The 15,083-nt window shown below is 34.1% G+C and carries 12 protein-coding genes, 4 tRNA genes and 3 pseudogenes; 2 read left to right on the top strand and 17 right to left on the bottom strand.

The window, feature by feature from the left end:
• Positions 1-309: 309 nt before the first annotated feature.
• From IPI65_07390 to IPI65_07380, 3 genes are all read right to left on the bottom strand, one after another.
• The gene (locus IPI65_07390; protein MBK7441339.1) at positions 310-711 is read right to left on the bottom strand and encodes a hypothetical protein; all 402 of its coding nucleotides are present in this window, start codon (positions 709-711) and stop codon (positions 310-312) included.
• A gap of 316 nt (positions 712-1,027) precedes the next feature.
• The gene (locus IPI65_07385) at positions 1,028-1,354 is read right to left on the bottom strand and encodes a helix-turn-helix transcriptional regulator (GenBank protein MBK7441338.1); all 327 of its coding nucleotides are present in this window, start codon (positions 1,352-1,354) and stop codon (positions 1,028-1,030) included.
• Between the two features lie 184 nt (positions 1,355-1,538).
• Positions 1,539-2,504, bottom strand: a complete 966-nt coding sequence (locus IPI65_07380) for a hypothetical protein (protein MBK7441337.1) — start codon at positions 2,502-2,504, stop codon at positions 1,539-1,541.
• 247 nt (positions 2,505-2,751) lie between these two features.
• Between IPI65_07380 and IPI65_07375 the strand changes: the two genes are divergently transcribed.
• Positions 2,752-2,827 (top strand) — tRNA-Phe (locus IPI65_07375).
• A 4-nt stretch (positions 2,828-2,831) separates the two neighbouring features.
• Positions 2,832-2,904, top strand: a tRNA-Phe gene (locus IPI65_07370).
• A 430-nt stretch (positions 2,905-3,334) separates the two neighbouring features.
• Here the strand turns inward: IPI65_07370 and IPI65_07365 are convergent.
• From IPI65_07365 to IPI65_07300, 14 genes and pseudogenes are all read right to left on the bottom strand, one after another.
• Positions 3,335-3,910, bottom strand: coding sequence for a YdeI/OmpD-associated family protein (locus IPI65_07365; GenBank protein ID MBK7441336.1), 576 nt, complete (start codon positions 3,908-3,910; stop codon positions 3,335-3,337).
• Positions 3,911-4,103: 193 nt separating this feature from the next.
• Positions 4,104-4,310: pseudogene (locus tag IPI65_07360) on the bottom strand (DUF4287 domain-containing protein).
• 65 nt (positions 4,311-4,375) lie between these two features.
• Positions 4,376-4,897: pseudogene (locus IPI65_07355) on the bottom strand (DUF998 domain-containing protein).
• 81 nt (positions 4,898-4,978) lie between these two features.
• Complete coding sequence (locus IPI65_07350; protein MBK7441335.1) at positions 4,979-5,290, bottom strand: winged helix-turn-helix transcriptional regulator; 312 nt, start codon at positions 5,288-5,290, stop codon at positions 4,979-4,981.
• A 278-nt stretch (positions 5,291-5,568) separates the two neighbouring features.
• Positions 5,569-6,090: a DinB family protein gene (locus tag IPI65_07345; GenBank protein MBK7441334.1), complete on the bottom strand. Its 522-nt coding sequence runs from the start codon at positions 6,088-6,090 to the stop codon at positions 5,569-5,571.
• 101 nt (positions 6,091-6,191) lie between these two features.
• Positions 6,192-7,154: a hypothetical protein gene (locus IPI65_07340; GenBank protein ID MBK7441333.1), complete on the bottom strand. Its 963-nt coding sequence runs from the start codon at positions 7,152-7,154 to the stop codon at positions 6,192-6,194.
• A gap of 294 nt (positions 7,155-7,448) precedes the next feature.
• On the bottom strand, positions 7,449-7,868 hold the full coding sequence (locus IPI65_07335) for a VOC family protein (GenBank protein MBK7441332.1): 420 nt from the start codon (positions 7,866-7,868) through the stop codon (positions 7,449-7,451).
• 579 nt (positions 7,869-8,447) lie between these two features.
• Positions 8,448-9,371: a T9SS type A sorting domain-containing protein gene (locus IPI65_07330; protein MBK7441331.1), complete on the bottom strand. Its 924-nt coding sequence runs from the start codon at positions 9,369-9,371 to the stop codon at positions 8,448-8,450.
• A 466-nt stretch (positions 9,372-9,837) separates the two neighbouring features.
• Positions 9,838-9,910, bottom strand: a tRNA-Lys gene (locus tag IPI65_07325).
• Positions 9,911-9,915: 5 nt separating this feature from the next.
• A tRNA-Lys gene (locus tag IPI65_07320) sits at positions 9,916-9,988 on the bottom strand.
• 17 nt (positions 9,989-10,005) lie between these two features.
• Positions 10,006-11,366, bottom strand: a pseudogene (locus tag IPI65_07315) (hypothetical protein).
• Between the two features lie 558 nt (positions 11,367-11,924).
• On the bottom strand, positions 11,925-12,896 hold the full coding sequence (locus IPI65_07310; GenBank protein MBK7441330.1) for a hypothetical protein: 972 nt from the start codon (positions 12,894-12,896) through the stop codon (positions 11,925-11,927).
• 445 nt (positions 12,897-13,341) lie between these two features.
• Positions 13,342-14,112 (bottom strand): hypothetical protein, encoded by a 771-nt coding sequence (locus IPI65_07305; GenBank protein MBK7441329.1) that lies wholly within the window; start codon positions 14,110-14,112, stop codon positions 13,342-13,344.
• A gap of 85 nt (positions 14,113-14,197) precedes the next feature.
• Positions 14,198-15,082, bottom strand: a complete 885-nt coding sequence (locus IPI65_07300) for a T9SS type A sorting domain-containing protein (protein ID MBK7441328.1) — start codon at positions 15,080-15,082, stop codon at positions 14,198-14,200.
• Position 15,083: the final 1 nt, after the last annotated feature.

Here is a 15,083-nt window from a genome sequence, read left to right as displayed (position 1 = left end):
CTGTGCAGGGTGTGACTTGAAACAAGCTAATGATAAAAATTAACGGTGGAAGAAAAAATATGTTACGCGTCATAGGGTTATGGAATACGTTTTGTGTTCTGTGTTCAAAATTATAAATATTTAGGGAAAGTTCAATGAGCGTATGTCATTGGAGGATCATAAAATAATATCATGCAAACCAGACCATAATTAATGGTTATGTAGTCTTTTATTTATTCCAATAGATTCCCCCATAAATTGCTGCTAAATTGTAAGTTGTGTTTTTTGCCAATTGCCACCTACAATCAAATTAAGGTTTCATTACAAAATTTAAGCTGTATTCCCTGAATTTCTTATTTTACTAAACTCATCGCGCATAATTTGCAAACCTTCTTGTTGCGAGAGGGGCTTTTCTTTGCAATAATCTTCCAAACTTTTTTGGTCGCAGATGAGTTGGTTTAAAAGTGGTGTAGTTTCAAATTGTTTTAAACTGAGACAGGTTTGAAATTTTTCCGGATAAATTCCGTGAGCGGTTTTTATAATTAACCGAATGAGGGTTATACAATAGGCAGGATGTTTTTCCCGGTTAATGTCGTCCTGATGTATTTTTTTAAACGTAATCAATAATAGTTCTTCTGCATGTTTTTTTGAAGGACAAATTTCCAATGCTAACCCAAATAACATCGGACTATATTTTACATAAATCTTTTCAAAATTTGCAGTGTTCATCATACCCTATCTCTTCAAAAATGGTGGGATACAAAACTCAAAGGTTTACATTTGAAAAGATTACAGTTTTGTAGAAATAAGTTATATAACTACCACATTTACGATTGAACGGAAGGATTGCAGATAAGGCTAAATTTCAGCAGTGGATTGATTTACAGAGTCCTTCTTGTGAAAATAACTACGATTTAGCTGTCCAAATAATTTGATATGTTTGGGTGTTGTTCAAACCATTTATTGCCTCTCCATTGAACATTCCACATTACAATATTTGAAAATGTTGAGTATAAGTTTATTTTAAACATTCGAGCAACATTTAAGTTCATTCTATTTTCACAAAATTATCCCCGAGTTTAACCATAAAGTTAATTTCAGCATCCAGCGCCTTAAAAATTTTATAGATTGTATCAATTGTTGCACTGTTGGCGCTATTTTCCAACTTCGAAATTTGCGCTTTTTGCACACCTACTAATTTGCCAAGTTGCTGTTGTGTTAAACTGCGTTCTAATCGCGCTGTTTTAATCATTTTGCCCAAAACTTCCATTCGAAGTTCATATTCATATTCGTCACGTTTTGGTGCGCCAACTTTACCAATGGATTTATCCTTCATTTCCTGAAGCGAATACGTTTTATCTTTTTTTGTCGCCATAGTAATGTCAATTTTAGAGTGAAATGCAATCATAAACGCATTAGACTCCTCCATAAACCTCGTCTCAAAAATCGCAACCTAGAATGTCAAAAGTATAAGGCCAAAGATAAAAATAAGTTTCCATTTTTAGAAACTTTTATAAATAATTACCGCTGCAGGTTGTATGATTAATATAAAATTGTTTTTACTGTATCTTTTTCATGAGCTTACCTAAATCACCCGCATCCATATTGTACGAGTTAAAAGAATAATCCGAATAAATTATTTCGCCGGTATTACCATTTATAACATTAACATATTTGTCGGTTGCACTTTTAACAAAAATCAAATAATAGAAGTCATCCTTAGCTTCCAGGATTTTTTTGCTCAAAACATCCATTGAAACAACTTCATACTTCAATTTGTAGTTTTTAAATAAATCCTTTTCTTTATACCTTTCAGATTCGCTGCCGGTGAATTTATTGTTTTTTATCAACACATAGTCAGGGACATATAAGGTCGCGGTATTTAATTTTTTTAATGCAGTTGTATTTGCAACACTTTCATCTAATGTACGTACAACAGCTTTACTTAATAATGTCATTAAAGTTTGGATGTCATTTTTTAAAATGCCTGGACTCCAGTTACGAATAAAACCACCACAATCATAATCAGTCATATTTAGAAATTCCGGCGTGAGTGATGCATCCAGTGTCGGATACAGTTCAATGCGGGCAACCTGTATAGCATAAGTTGAATTAAATTCATTTCCCTCTTTTTCAAAATATTTTTCATCGCAGGTCCACAACTCAAAATAGATATGGTTTTTGGAATAAACCGTTGTATTTGTTTGATTGTGTACATCTGTTTTTGTCACTTGTATATCTTTTTGTGTATTTCCAATCGAAAAAAAAGAGGTATTGGGTGCCAGATATTTTTCAACTTCGTCATTTTTAATAAATTTAACTTCATTAAAAGTCCAGTATTCGTTAAAAACATCAATATACGCTTTAGCTATCGGCGAGTTAGGATTTTTCATAACTACATAAGTAGTTCCCTTCTTAATTTTCGAAATTTCGGAGACATTGGAGATAGCTACTTGGCCAAACAGGCTACCGGAAATAAATGTAATAACTATTAAAGTGCAAAAATATTTAAATGTTGTTTTCATGGTAAAAGTTTTAGATAAAACGAATTTATGATTTGTAGCTAAATTAAAAAAATAATTTGTTGTGAAAAAATTTTGCAGTATATTTGCTCCATGAAAATGTCAACAGGCAAATATTTTAGTAACTCGTTTTTTAGCTGCAAGTCACGTAGCGAGCGGGTTCTGTTTGTCGTATAGATAAATATATAAAGAAATTCTGAAACCGTTTGTTACGAAAGTAGCAAACGGTTTTTTGTTTTATGCTAATCAGGGAGATGTAGCACAGCCGGTCTATGCGTTGGACTGAAAATCCAAAGAAACAGGTTCGACTCCTGTCGTCTCCACCATTTTGGAAGTGTAGCAAAGATGGTCAATGCAGTGGACTGAAAATCCGCCCATGTAGGTTCGAGTCCTACCGCTTCCACTTTTGGAGAATGAGGAATTATTTTTAGTAAAACAACCCAATAAATAATTTGCAGGATTATTCTTTATTTTCAAATTCATTAAGCAGCCAGCTAAAAACATTTAAATGATGGACACCATCACGATCTTGGGTAAAATCATCTATAGCAATTGCGTTTTTGAATTAGTGGTTTATTTTACCTAATGCCACAATTCCAAATTCAGTCATTTTTTTGCAAACAATTTGGTTTAGAAGTAACGAAAGGTTTTAATGATTTTGTAAAGAAATGGCCAATTCTAGGGGAGTTTGGCTTATGCATTTTCTTAGTATTTTGGTCTTGTTGTTTAGAAATGATGGACGATGCTTCGGTCAGAAAATTAAATTCGAGTCCTACCGCTTTCATTTTTTTATAAAAATGGTGCTATTTTTCAGAAAAGCACCTTTCAATATTTCAATGAAACTTCTCCCCCTTTGCCAATTTTTCAATAATTACCTTCATGCGTTTTTCACGGGTTTCTTGTTTTTTCGCTGTTTGCAATTGAAATCCAATCGTGAATAGGTTGGTTTTGTTGAGACTTTTAAAAAACGCTTCCGCCTTTTTGTTTTTCCTGAGTTCTTTTAAAAAATCTTCAGGTATCGTCATTTTACTTGGAGAATCGTACGCCTTTTCCCATCTGCCATCTGCTTTGGCACTTTCAATGGCTTTTAATCCGGCTGGTCGCATTTTGTCATTTTTGATTAAACGCTCCACATGACCAATATTCACTTTAGACCAAATACTTTTTGCCGTTCTCGGACAAAATTTTTGTAGCCAACACTGTTCATCAAATGCCTGTTTTTGACCATCAATCCAACCAAAACATAATGCAACATCCAATGCCTCCGCATAAGTAATTGTTTTGATGCCGGAATCTTTTTTATATATTTTCATCCAAATTCCGGTTGACTTATCATGATGTTTTTCAAGCCAGGTTTCGAATGATTTGTGGGATTTGAATGGTATGGTGGGGAGTGTTGGTTTGGTCATGTTGTAGATGATTCATTTATTTTTTTGCTTATTATTAAGGTTTTGCTGCGATAATAAGTTGGCAACTTAGAGAAGTAATTTTTTTGCCATCTCTTTTCTTATTAAAAGCATAAAGCAGATAATTGTCTTGATTTTTTATGCAATGAACCGATCATTTTTTTTCAGGAGTGATAGCTGTTCAATGGTTTATTTTTCATTCAGTTTTTCCTTTGAATGTTGCGTAAATAGCCATTGCGTGACCGTGCCCTAATTCAAATTCTTCTTTGAGCCAATTTGTGATTTCAGTAGCCTTAATTATTGGATTGAGTTTTCCGTCAATGATAAATTTTTTTTAAGATTAATTATAGTTAGTAAAAGTTTTGCTATTAATATTGGATATGCAATATAGCATAAAACTAATAATCTGTTTGCCCACCCATTAATACCAATTACTCCTTTTGGCAGCTCTGACATTGGTGCTGCATCCGGTCCAAAGGCAATGCCGTTTGCTTTTAGTGATGAAAATAATAAAAACATTGAAACAGCCATCAATATTAAACTAATCCAAATAGCGTGCCCTGAGAGTAATAGTAATGTGCTATGATTTTGCCATTCTGTTTTTTGTATGAGGTGGTAAGAAATTAATAAGGCACCAATTGGTAAAAATGGTAATCCTATGCCGAATGCAAGGCCATGTAGTTTGTGTCGCACATCGAATAATCCACCCATTATAGCGCCAATTCCGGTCACAAATAATAACACTACACCAAATTTTGCCCAACCTGTTGTAACCACATTCCAGAGCATAAATCCCGACGAGATAGAACAAAGTCCCCAACAAAGAAAAAACATGGTAAGTAACCATTTGTGTTTACCTAAAGCATATTCACTTACCATTCTGAAATTAGGTTTAAATTCTGGACTGGTAAAATGCAATGTGAGCAGACATAGAATGGATATAACGCCAAAAACAATTGTGCTATTTGCAAAAATTGATAAACTATTCATATTACTAAGTTTTTATTTTGATTAATAATTTAAGTAAATGTTCCAAACAAGCTTTGATTATTTGTACTAAGTCCGCTTCAATTATTTTTTTAATTTGTTCAAAACAATATCCAATTGCTTGAATTTTGTTTCCCAAATCTTCTTGAACTGATCCACCCACTTGTCAATTTCTTTTATTTTTTCAATATCAAGTGAGTAGTAAATTTCTCTTCCTTGATATTCTTGTTTTACTATTTCACATTCGGTCAATATTCGTAAATGTTTGAAAATGGATTGCCTTGAGGTGTCGAAGTGCTGTGCTATAGCATTTGGGGTCATTGCATGTAAAGCAATTAATACCATAATTGCTCTTCTTGTCGGATCAGCTATTGCTTGAAAAATGTCTCTTCTCATCCTGAGTTATGATTATTGCGAAACCATTCGGTTGCAAATATATGCGCAACTATTCGGTTTCGCAAATTTTTTAGTAATTTTTTTCTGAAACCCAGGCGATTACTGTTTGTTTTGGCCGGCTACTTTGTTACTATAAGGCACTGTAATATGTTGTTTACCAATAACAAACGTAGCCTGGAATGCACAACATGTCGGGAAGTCCACTTGATTCTGATACAAATGTTTTAAAGTTTCACTTGCCCAATTAAAAAGCCAACCTGAAGTTGATGACTGCCTTTTCATTTTCCATTTAAATAATTTGTCTTTATAAAATTGCAATGATGCAAATTATGTCCTATAGTCATAAAACCAAGTGCCCTTGCTGTAAAAACTACTTTATTAGCAGTTCCTCTAAAGTCCAACATTTCATTCGTCATTGATTTGAAAAGGGATATCGTAGATTTTCTTACATTTTCATACTCCTCTTTTAAATCGGTCAAGTTTTGTTCAACTTCTTTAATTCTATCAATATAGAGGTTCTCATCAAATCCTGATAATGTAGTATTATCAAACCGTGAAAAACGTAATGCTCTGTATGTGTAAACTCTTTCACAGTCAATTATATGTCTAATTACTTCTTTGGTTGTCCATTTATTTGGTTTGTATGCATAATTTTCTTTTTCAGGTGATATTAAACTAAATAACGCTTGTGTCAACTGGTAGCTTCTCTCAAGTTCAGCTAATAAATCATCCGTTTGAACCAAGTCAAAGAAGTAATAACAATATTGCGGTGCGTCCTTATAAATTGTTTTATCAATCATAGTATGTTGTGTCAATTGTTGTTGTGTATCGATATAGTTGTCAGAAAACTTCTGGTAGCATTCTAAGCAGCAAATTTATAGGCATCAGGCGCGGCTGCTTATCATCTATTTATAAAAAACTTTTCAAAATTATTTCCATTTTGTTTGTATACTCCGTCGTTGTCAGTTCCCAGCCAAATTGTTCCATTATTATCCTGGTAAACTGAAACTAGTAAGACATTTTCTGTACCTTTTTTAACTTCTAGGCTAGTGAGTGTTTTTCCGTCATATTCCCAAACTATACCACCATAAGTAGTCATCCATAAATTACCATCATTATCTACTATACCTGAGTTGAAATAATTGGGACTTTCCTTTTTAACACCTTCTATTTTTACATATTGTAAATTGTTAGCATCAATTTTATATTTGCTTATAAAATTGCTCAACCAAAAATATCCGTTTTTGTCTTGAATCATTGAACGAACACCGGGAACTCGTCCGTCAGGAAGTGTTGAAAGTTCCTTTTCTCCAAACCATAAAAATGAATTGCCGTCGTATCGAAAAGCACCGGCATTAGCGGTCCCAAACCAAATATTACCTACATTATCTTTGTTAACTCCAAAAACGGCATAAGGGGTATTGTTGAACCCTTTAAAAGGAACACCTTCCGGTTCTATTCCAAAGGCTTTTTTTAAGTCTTGTCTTGGCAATTTTAATTCAAAAAGTGAATCCCCATCATAACGATATAAATCATATGCATTGTATCCAAACCACAAGTCATTACTATCAAGCTTCCATTGGTTATTAGTCGATTTTATTGGCTTTAAAGTAGTGAATTGTTTTCCATTAAATTTGCTAATGCCGTTGGGTGTTTCAATGTATATATTTCCGTTTATATCTTCTTGAATACCACGTATTGTATCGTTCACTAATCCGTCTATTGTTGTGAACAGTTTCAAATCGTTTCCATCCAAGTAATAGATGCCTTTTCCGTTACTGCCAAACCAATACTTTCCTTTCGAGTCTTGAAATATTTTCCAAATCTGATTATCAAATTCGGATGCTGCTCTGCCGATTTCCAAATTTCCAGCTCTCGTCAGTTTGTGTTCAGATTGCTCTTGTCCCTTGCAAGCGATGAGGTTACATATTATAAAAATTAGGAAGATTATTTTTGCTGGGTTTGATGTCATTTTTTTTTAAGTTTTGTTTTACAGTTGGTTCTGACGGTTAGAGTATTTGCGAAGACAAGTTGTTGAAAAACATTTGATTAAATTAAATCAACTTCCAAGGGTAGGAAAAATGTCCATAATTTCTATCAACCCTATTTTTGTAAATACCTTGTTAATAGTTATTTTTTTACCAATTTAACACCTCAATTAACCTTCATTATTGAATCCTTTGTTCTTTTCACTTGGTTCAATAAAATCCCATAAATTGCCGTATAAGTCCTCAAAAACCGCCACTGTACCGTATTCAAAGGTTTCAGGAGGTCTGACAAAATTAATTTGCCTGTCTTTCATTTTATTATAATCTCTCCAAAAATCATCCGTAAAGAGAAAGAACCCAACTCGTCCGCCGGTTTGATTTCCAATACTTAATGATTGCCTTTCATTAGCCGCTTTGGCAAGTAACAAACAACATTCCTTCGCACCCTTGGGAGCAAGCATTACCCACCTCTTTTCATCACTTAACCTGGTATCCTCTAATAATTGAAAGTCGAGTTTTTGAGTATAGAACTCAATAGCGTCATCATAATCTTCCACCACTAAGGCAATATGTGCAATTCTTTGATACATGTTTTTTTGTTTGTTGGTTGTTGTATGCTGATTTTGGGGAATAAATTTAAATTGATCTGATGGTGATTTTTTTTTAATTCAATTATTGATAATGATTAATTAACTACATGTATTACAGCAATTCGCCGGTTTTGGTATGAGCAAAAATTAGTTTTATCTTAAATTCAATACTCACTGGCATATTTAATCCCAAAAATGTCACATTTCAGGACAAATTACATAACATAATTGATGCTTACAGCCTACAAAACGACAATTTTATGCATTTTACCATGTCACAATAGAACATTACTTAGCAGCAAATTTAAATCAATTGTAAAATCGAATACACTTCCGCTCCTTCAACCAGTAAAATTACTTATCCTCCAGCGTGTATTTTACTTATTCCGTGTGGATATTTTTACTTTTTTTAAGGCTGCACGGACCGATATCAAGTCAATGTAGTAATAAATAATCCCCTTTAACAGTAAATTTTTTCTGCTCACGGATCAATAGGTAAATTACAATAATGTCTTTAACCTAACTCATTGAAATATAATTCGATTTCCGGAATTAAGTTTAACCAATTGCCCAAATGATTTACCCAATAATCACCTTTTTTTCAAACGTTCTACTATCTTGAATTAATTTTACTAAATAAACTCCTGGAGCGCATTTAGACATGTCGATTATTTCCATTTTATTTTGCATCAGGCTATTATTAATTTCCTTACCAGTTAAATCATAAACTTTGATTTCAATACTTTGAAATGTTTTTGAAATGACATAAATATCCTTACCAAAACTATACGCAGTGGCGTCGATTTGATTTTCACCGGTATTGATGTTAACATAATGCGTAGTATCACCCACTATTATTGGATAATCGGGCTCAGTTTCATATGCATAGTCTTTAATTACTAAGGTACGCCCGTCATCCTTGACATCGCAGCGAATCCAGCCGTAATATTTAATTTCATCAGCATCTTTAAATCGAATGCCTAAATAATGGTCTATTGATTCTGGAAACCAGTTTCCACCGTAACTGCTATACGTTCCAAAAATATAATAAACATTTCTGAAATTTAGGGATTGGTTATAAGCATTTTGGAATTGCAATTCGTTATCAATTAGGTCTTCTTCAAGAGCATAAGGAAATATTCTATGTATTGTTCCTGAAGAATAGGTGCTATAAGTTACCAAGCTGCCTGCAATACTATTTCCTATTGCCATAATTTTAATTCGTTGTTCCGCCGTAGGAAAAACGTAATTAATGCTTCCGGAAGTCCAATAACCTTCAAAATAATTAGATACATTTAAAAAATGTACATCACTATCCAAGTCACCATTAAAGTCCAAAAAAAAGTCTTCATCATCTTCATCCAACACAACATCAGGTTCAACATTTGTGTAAACAACTTCAGAAAATATAAGATCCGGCTTACCTAAAATAAATGCACCTGATAATGCAGAATATTGCAATAACCTATTTCCAAATAATATGTGTTTATTAGTTTTTGCCATAACTCATCTGAAGTTGAAACAAAGCCGAGGTCATCGCTGACGGTTTTTAATTACTGGTATAAATTTGTTGATGTAAATTTATGTGTTTATGTTCAGTATTTTGTTAGTGTCCATACTAAAATCATGAAATTTAAGATTTAAGCAAACGGTATTCTTTAGCAATTCAAAAAGTTTAGGATTAAGCTCTAATGATAATTATTCGCTTTATAAAATTTGTGTGTCAAAAATCAGGTGAAGTCAAAAAACCATAATAAGTTTTCCTCAATGCACTGCATTTAATTCCGTTTTCAGTTTGTTGTCGTAACTTTAATAAAACTAAAAATTATTTTTGAATTTTTGCATGGCAAACACATTCAAATAGTGCTGATTTCGCATATTTCAAAAATGATAAAAACATCGCCTCTTACGAAACGAAATTATTTTTAATCCTCCTACGATAGTGGCAGAAGTTGTTGTCTGCCGTTTGTTCTGATAACAGGGCTCGAACCTGTGTCCATCCGGTCCAAGAGCCGGAAGCTCTACCACTGAGCTATATCAGAAGCCGAGATAGGTGTAGGGCTCGAACCTACGTCCATTCGGGTAAAGAGCCGAACGTTCTGCCACTGAACTAACCTACCTAATACAATTCAGGGAATTATATTTTAACATGTTTCCCTGAAAAAAATCTATGCCGTTTTAAGATGGTTGCCAAATATGGATTGGAGACTGTTACCCCGTGAACAAGTTCAGGTGTTGGCTTAAATGCTACTACTCCGTGAATTCTTGGTGCTATCCATCCTGATTTTACCGGGTCAAGGCGGCCTGCTGACAATATTTAATTACTAATTCCTTATTGCAAACAGCTTTATTTTGAAACACTTCCCAAGGCAAAGGTAATTTATTCCATACTTCCGTATTTGAGTCTAGTTTTCCACCACTCGAGTAATGCCAGGCTACCACATCAGCAGCCATCAGTCGTAACACTTTACCAAAACAAATTTCTTCAAGAATATCATCCAATCCTATTGAATAAATTAAATTCATCCAATTGTCTCTAGCTTTGTTCCAAGCACCTGCTGTATTGTTCCAAGTTGTAGAGTCGTCGCCTCTTTTTACAACCATAGTGGCTCTATTGAAATTGTTATTTGTCCAAATCTCATCTAACAAATTAGCTATATCTTGTAAAATAGATGTCCATCTACCTAGCAGGACTCCTTTTTGTTCATCTGATAAATTTGATAAAACTTCTTGACTTGTATACACATGCGAAATTGCCCACCAGTTTGTATTGTCTGCTTTTTGTGTTTTATCTTTTTAAAAAAATCAAACAAATTTGTTTTTCCTCCTTTACATTTGTTTAAAAGCATTTCACTTATCTCGTCAAACGATCTATCTTGACTTTTATTTGTAAACACACTTGAGGTTGCAACGAGCGTTATAATATGCAATAAAATATGCAGTGTTTAAGTCTGATGAGTAATTTTTAAAATCAAGTGAATGTGCTAAACCATGTTTTGCAATTTTTTGCAACTCTATTTTTTTACTTTCTTTTATAAATTTCAATAACTTTTCTTCTATTCGAGACAGCAGTCGCCATTTTTTGTTGTAATTACGCTTCGATAAATCAAGACCACTTGCTTTTCTTTGTGATTTATTGAGTCTGTCACCTTTAAAATCATTTTTTCCAGGTGTTTTATTTATGATAGGCGAAACATAATGGATAAAGTCCCCAATGTCTTTTTTATTATTGTAAGCAGATTTATTTTTAATGTCAATTTTGAAAATTTCTATTGCTTTGGAAATTTGTTTCTCGGCTCCTTTAGCTTCAGCGAATGTTTGCAACATGGAAGTATAGCCAAAAATATTTCTTGCCAATGAACCTTTTGCTGCTTTTTCCAGCAGCGCTATTTCTTTACCGGTAAAACTATCTTTTGCCAAATCAATGATCATTTCCGCAACATCCTCCGGTCGCCTGCGTTCACTTAACGTTTGATATAGTTGCTCAATTGTCGTCATTTTGTTTTGGCACTAAGTTTCTCTTTACTACTGCTATTATCTTCAGTATGTAAAAAAATCACAATCATTCGCCTCTCCAAAACTAACAAATAATTCCTGCAATATTTACTACCATTCGAAAAATTGCAAGAATGGATTTCATCACCGCTCAAAACCGGCACCAGATAACCTTTTACAGCCTCCAGGATAAAATTTCGTCAGATAATCCTCTCTGGTTTTTGGAAGCATTTGTGGAACAATTGGAGTTAGATAAATTAAAGTTTGTTGTATCCGAATTAAAAACAGAAGACAGGACTTGGTTTAAAAAAATAAATTTGCTGCAATGCACCTTATATAATCACCAACACTGCATCAAGCTCGATGCGCTTCTTAAAATAAAAGATTAAATCACACCTTCATGCGTTATGAAGCTGCGATTTAATCTTTATATGTTGTGCAATCATTCTATTCAACAAATTTTCGCACAATTAAATAATGATTTATTGATTTGATTTTTTTCGCTCCCTGCTTGCTGAAGGAACAAAAAAATCACTCAGCCTATAAATCACTATGGTTTTTTTAAAATGGTTTAAGTGCCTTAATTTGAACTTTGTTTTTTAAAACTTTGTCCCACTTAATTACAGCCGGTTGTGGTAGCGGGCAGTATCTTTTACGCAAGGTTGTGCCATCAATATTTAACAACTCCACATTGTATAACGAATATCCGGGAGGAGTAGGTAAACCAAGTGGGCCGAAAGATGCCAGTCGGGCTAGTAGTAGGCGTATATCAATTTCCATCTGTCTCCTTGTATTTTCTAAAACGGTATCACCACCGTCTGCTAAAATATGCTCTGCGTATGTATACCATGCGTTGACATTGAATGAATTATAAAATGTAATAATCCGTTTAAGTGGCGAATTTTGAATATCATCAACAACGCCGAAACCGAAGATGCACTCTACATCCACATGCGGATCCGGATAGAGATCTCTAGGCGCCCTTAATGACATTTTCAGTGAAACCAAACCCTGAGACACACTAATATCAATACAGTCCATCGGGTCTCCATCAAAATATATTGGGCCCTGTGCTTGTGCAATTGTTTGTGTTGCAAAATACCAATACAGATAGGCAGTGAAATTGTTAGTGAAAGTAAAATTGCATGTATCCAAATTTTGCTCAATGTCGAAGATGCCCAGCACACGTTCGTCCAGAGATGAATTTGCTTTTAACACATATCTGCCGGAAACAATTGGTTGTGTTTCCGTTTCTCCGATCAATGGCAACGGATTATTCAGTGGCTCATTTTCTGTGTTGAACAGACTGAGCGTCCAAGGGGCATCAGTAGGTCCTGTTACATTCCAAAAAATGCGGTAACGCCTGTATGGTCCCGGCGCATCGGTCAAGGGTGCATAACTGAATTCTATTACCTCAATTTTGCTCAAGTCAGCATATGGGCCGGGAGGAATTACTCTATCGGGTAGCTGAGGGTACAGCATATCCCAAATAGAAAAACTCTGCTTGTACTGGTCTTTAATACTTTTCATCATAAAATTTAAAATTTAATTTGCTTACTCTTCGAAGGATTTTCAGCACACTCCTTTTTGTTTTTTTTATCTAGTTTATAACTAAAAATTTTAAGCATAATCATTTCCCAAATCCCTTATTTTAGAATGGTAATCCTGATAAACATTAATTAGCTTATCCTTTATCCAAATTAATTTTTAAGCTTATTAATTTATGCTATTCGTTGGCAAGATAAATACATGGATTTGACTTCTAATACAACACATCTCAAATTCACGGTTTACCGTTAATCTGAAATATGTCACATGCATTTTCATAAAACATAACATATTTGACACTTTCAGCCTACTAACTTATTTTTTTGCACATTTAACCATGTCACAAAAAAAATTATTTTCGCAAAATTTTAGGTGCAATTTAAAATGGGGTTAAATAGGATATTAACGCCCTCCTGCCGCAAAAACGTCGTTAATGCGTATTTTTCCTCACCTTCAACCAATAAGATTCCTTATCCTCCAACAAATATTTAGCCTGATCCGCGTTGGTATTGTTGCTGTTTTTAATTGCTTTAACCAAGGGTTCCAATTCAGTTTTATAGGATTCAAGCGTTAGCCCCTCACATATGGTATTATCAAAACGTAAGTATTCCAATGCTAATTCCTGGCTTCTTTTATTGGTGCTTGCGAGGGCTGTTTTGAGTGCGGAGAAGCGTGTCCAGGTGGTTTTGTTTTTTTCCCACCATTTTGAAACACTGTCGGCGAGCATTAATCTTTTGGTTATCAGTTCTGCTCTTGTTGGTGGTTCAATTGTATCTACTACTTTAGAATAGTTTTGTAAACCAAGAGTATCCTTTCCAAGGTTTATATAATTTATTTTACTAAAATCGAATGCCGGTTGACTATAACCAAAATCCTGAAATGTTAATTCTTCAAGTACCCAAGCAGCACGAACGGCAATCCAGTCGATGTCATAACTAATACTCCAACCATGACCATAAAATTTTTCAGTGCCCGGATAAATTAAGTCTGCAGTATTTTCAAGTTTTACATACGATGTATCCTTAAGCATTTCAATTAATACCGGAATAGCTTCTTCCTGATAATTAACGATGCTGTTCTTTGCGTTAATTACTACAGTAAGGTCTGCTTGTTGGAATTGAGTTATTAAAGTATCCAATTTTGTTTGGGAGAAACAGGTGTTGAAGGTTAGGAGGAATAGGATTGGGAGGTAGGGTTTCATAAAGGTAATGTTAAGTGATTCGGGTGTCTGTAATGGTTGGGCACTTATTATTATCTCAAACGTTTTTTTATAGTTTATGGAATAATTATAGTAAAATTTCTTTAGTTAATAGTTCATTTCCTGAGCTCACTGCAACTATATAAATTCCGTGAGGAACGTCCAATTGAATTTCGACAAACGGGTCTTCACTTTGAGTTGAATAGATACACTGTCCTGAAATATTCAAAATATTTATTTTAAATAGAAGTGTTGGGCGATGTGGAACATTTATTTGAATAGTATTTCCTGACGCAAATATTTCTCCAATAATATTTCCCGGTTCGATTTCCTGGTAGGTTGTTTTTGATCCGGCTAAAATGGGATAATTCGGCTCAGTTTCAAATGCATAATCTTTTAAAACTAAAATGCTTCCATCTTCCTTAACATCGCATCTTATCCAACCATAATGATAATTGTTACTAGCATCCGCGAACCGAAGTCCCAAAAAATGATCGAGGATTTCAGGCTCGCCCGGTTGGTTCCAATAACAATTGAAACAATGATTGTCATATTCTCCTGTCCATGCTTTCCATGCAAAAAAAACATGCAGATCATTTTGCCATAAAAGTGTTGAGCCTATCAGGTTAAAAGAATTTAGGGCATATGCAAAATTGAAAATGTTACCGGAATAAGGGTAATAATGGGAATTGCCTGCAACCTCATTTAAAAACCCATGTCGTACCGACAGGGCTTGAAATGAGTTAAGATTAGAATAAGTGGTGCTATAGGTATTTGTGGTTTTAAAGAAATGGAAATCAAGAGTGCCATTTGCGTCAATATCAAGCGGATAATAATACCCATCTGTATCCAACACAACATCAAATTCTAAGTCAGTATATATCACCTGAGCATCAGTTTTACCGGCAAACATCAAAATACTGGCAGTAAAAGAAGCATAATCCTTTAGCTTTTTTGAAAGTGCTGTTTTCATA

The organism is Bacteroidota bacterium (assembly GCA_016706255.1).
In the GTDB taxonomy this organism is placed as follows: Bacteria; Bacteroidota; Bacteroidia; order Chitinophagales; family BACL12; genus UBA7236.
Note: the sequence above shows the minus strand (reverse complement) of the source record. Positions and strands in the feature narration are given on the sequence as shown.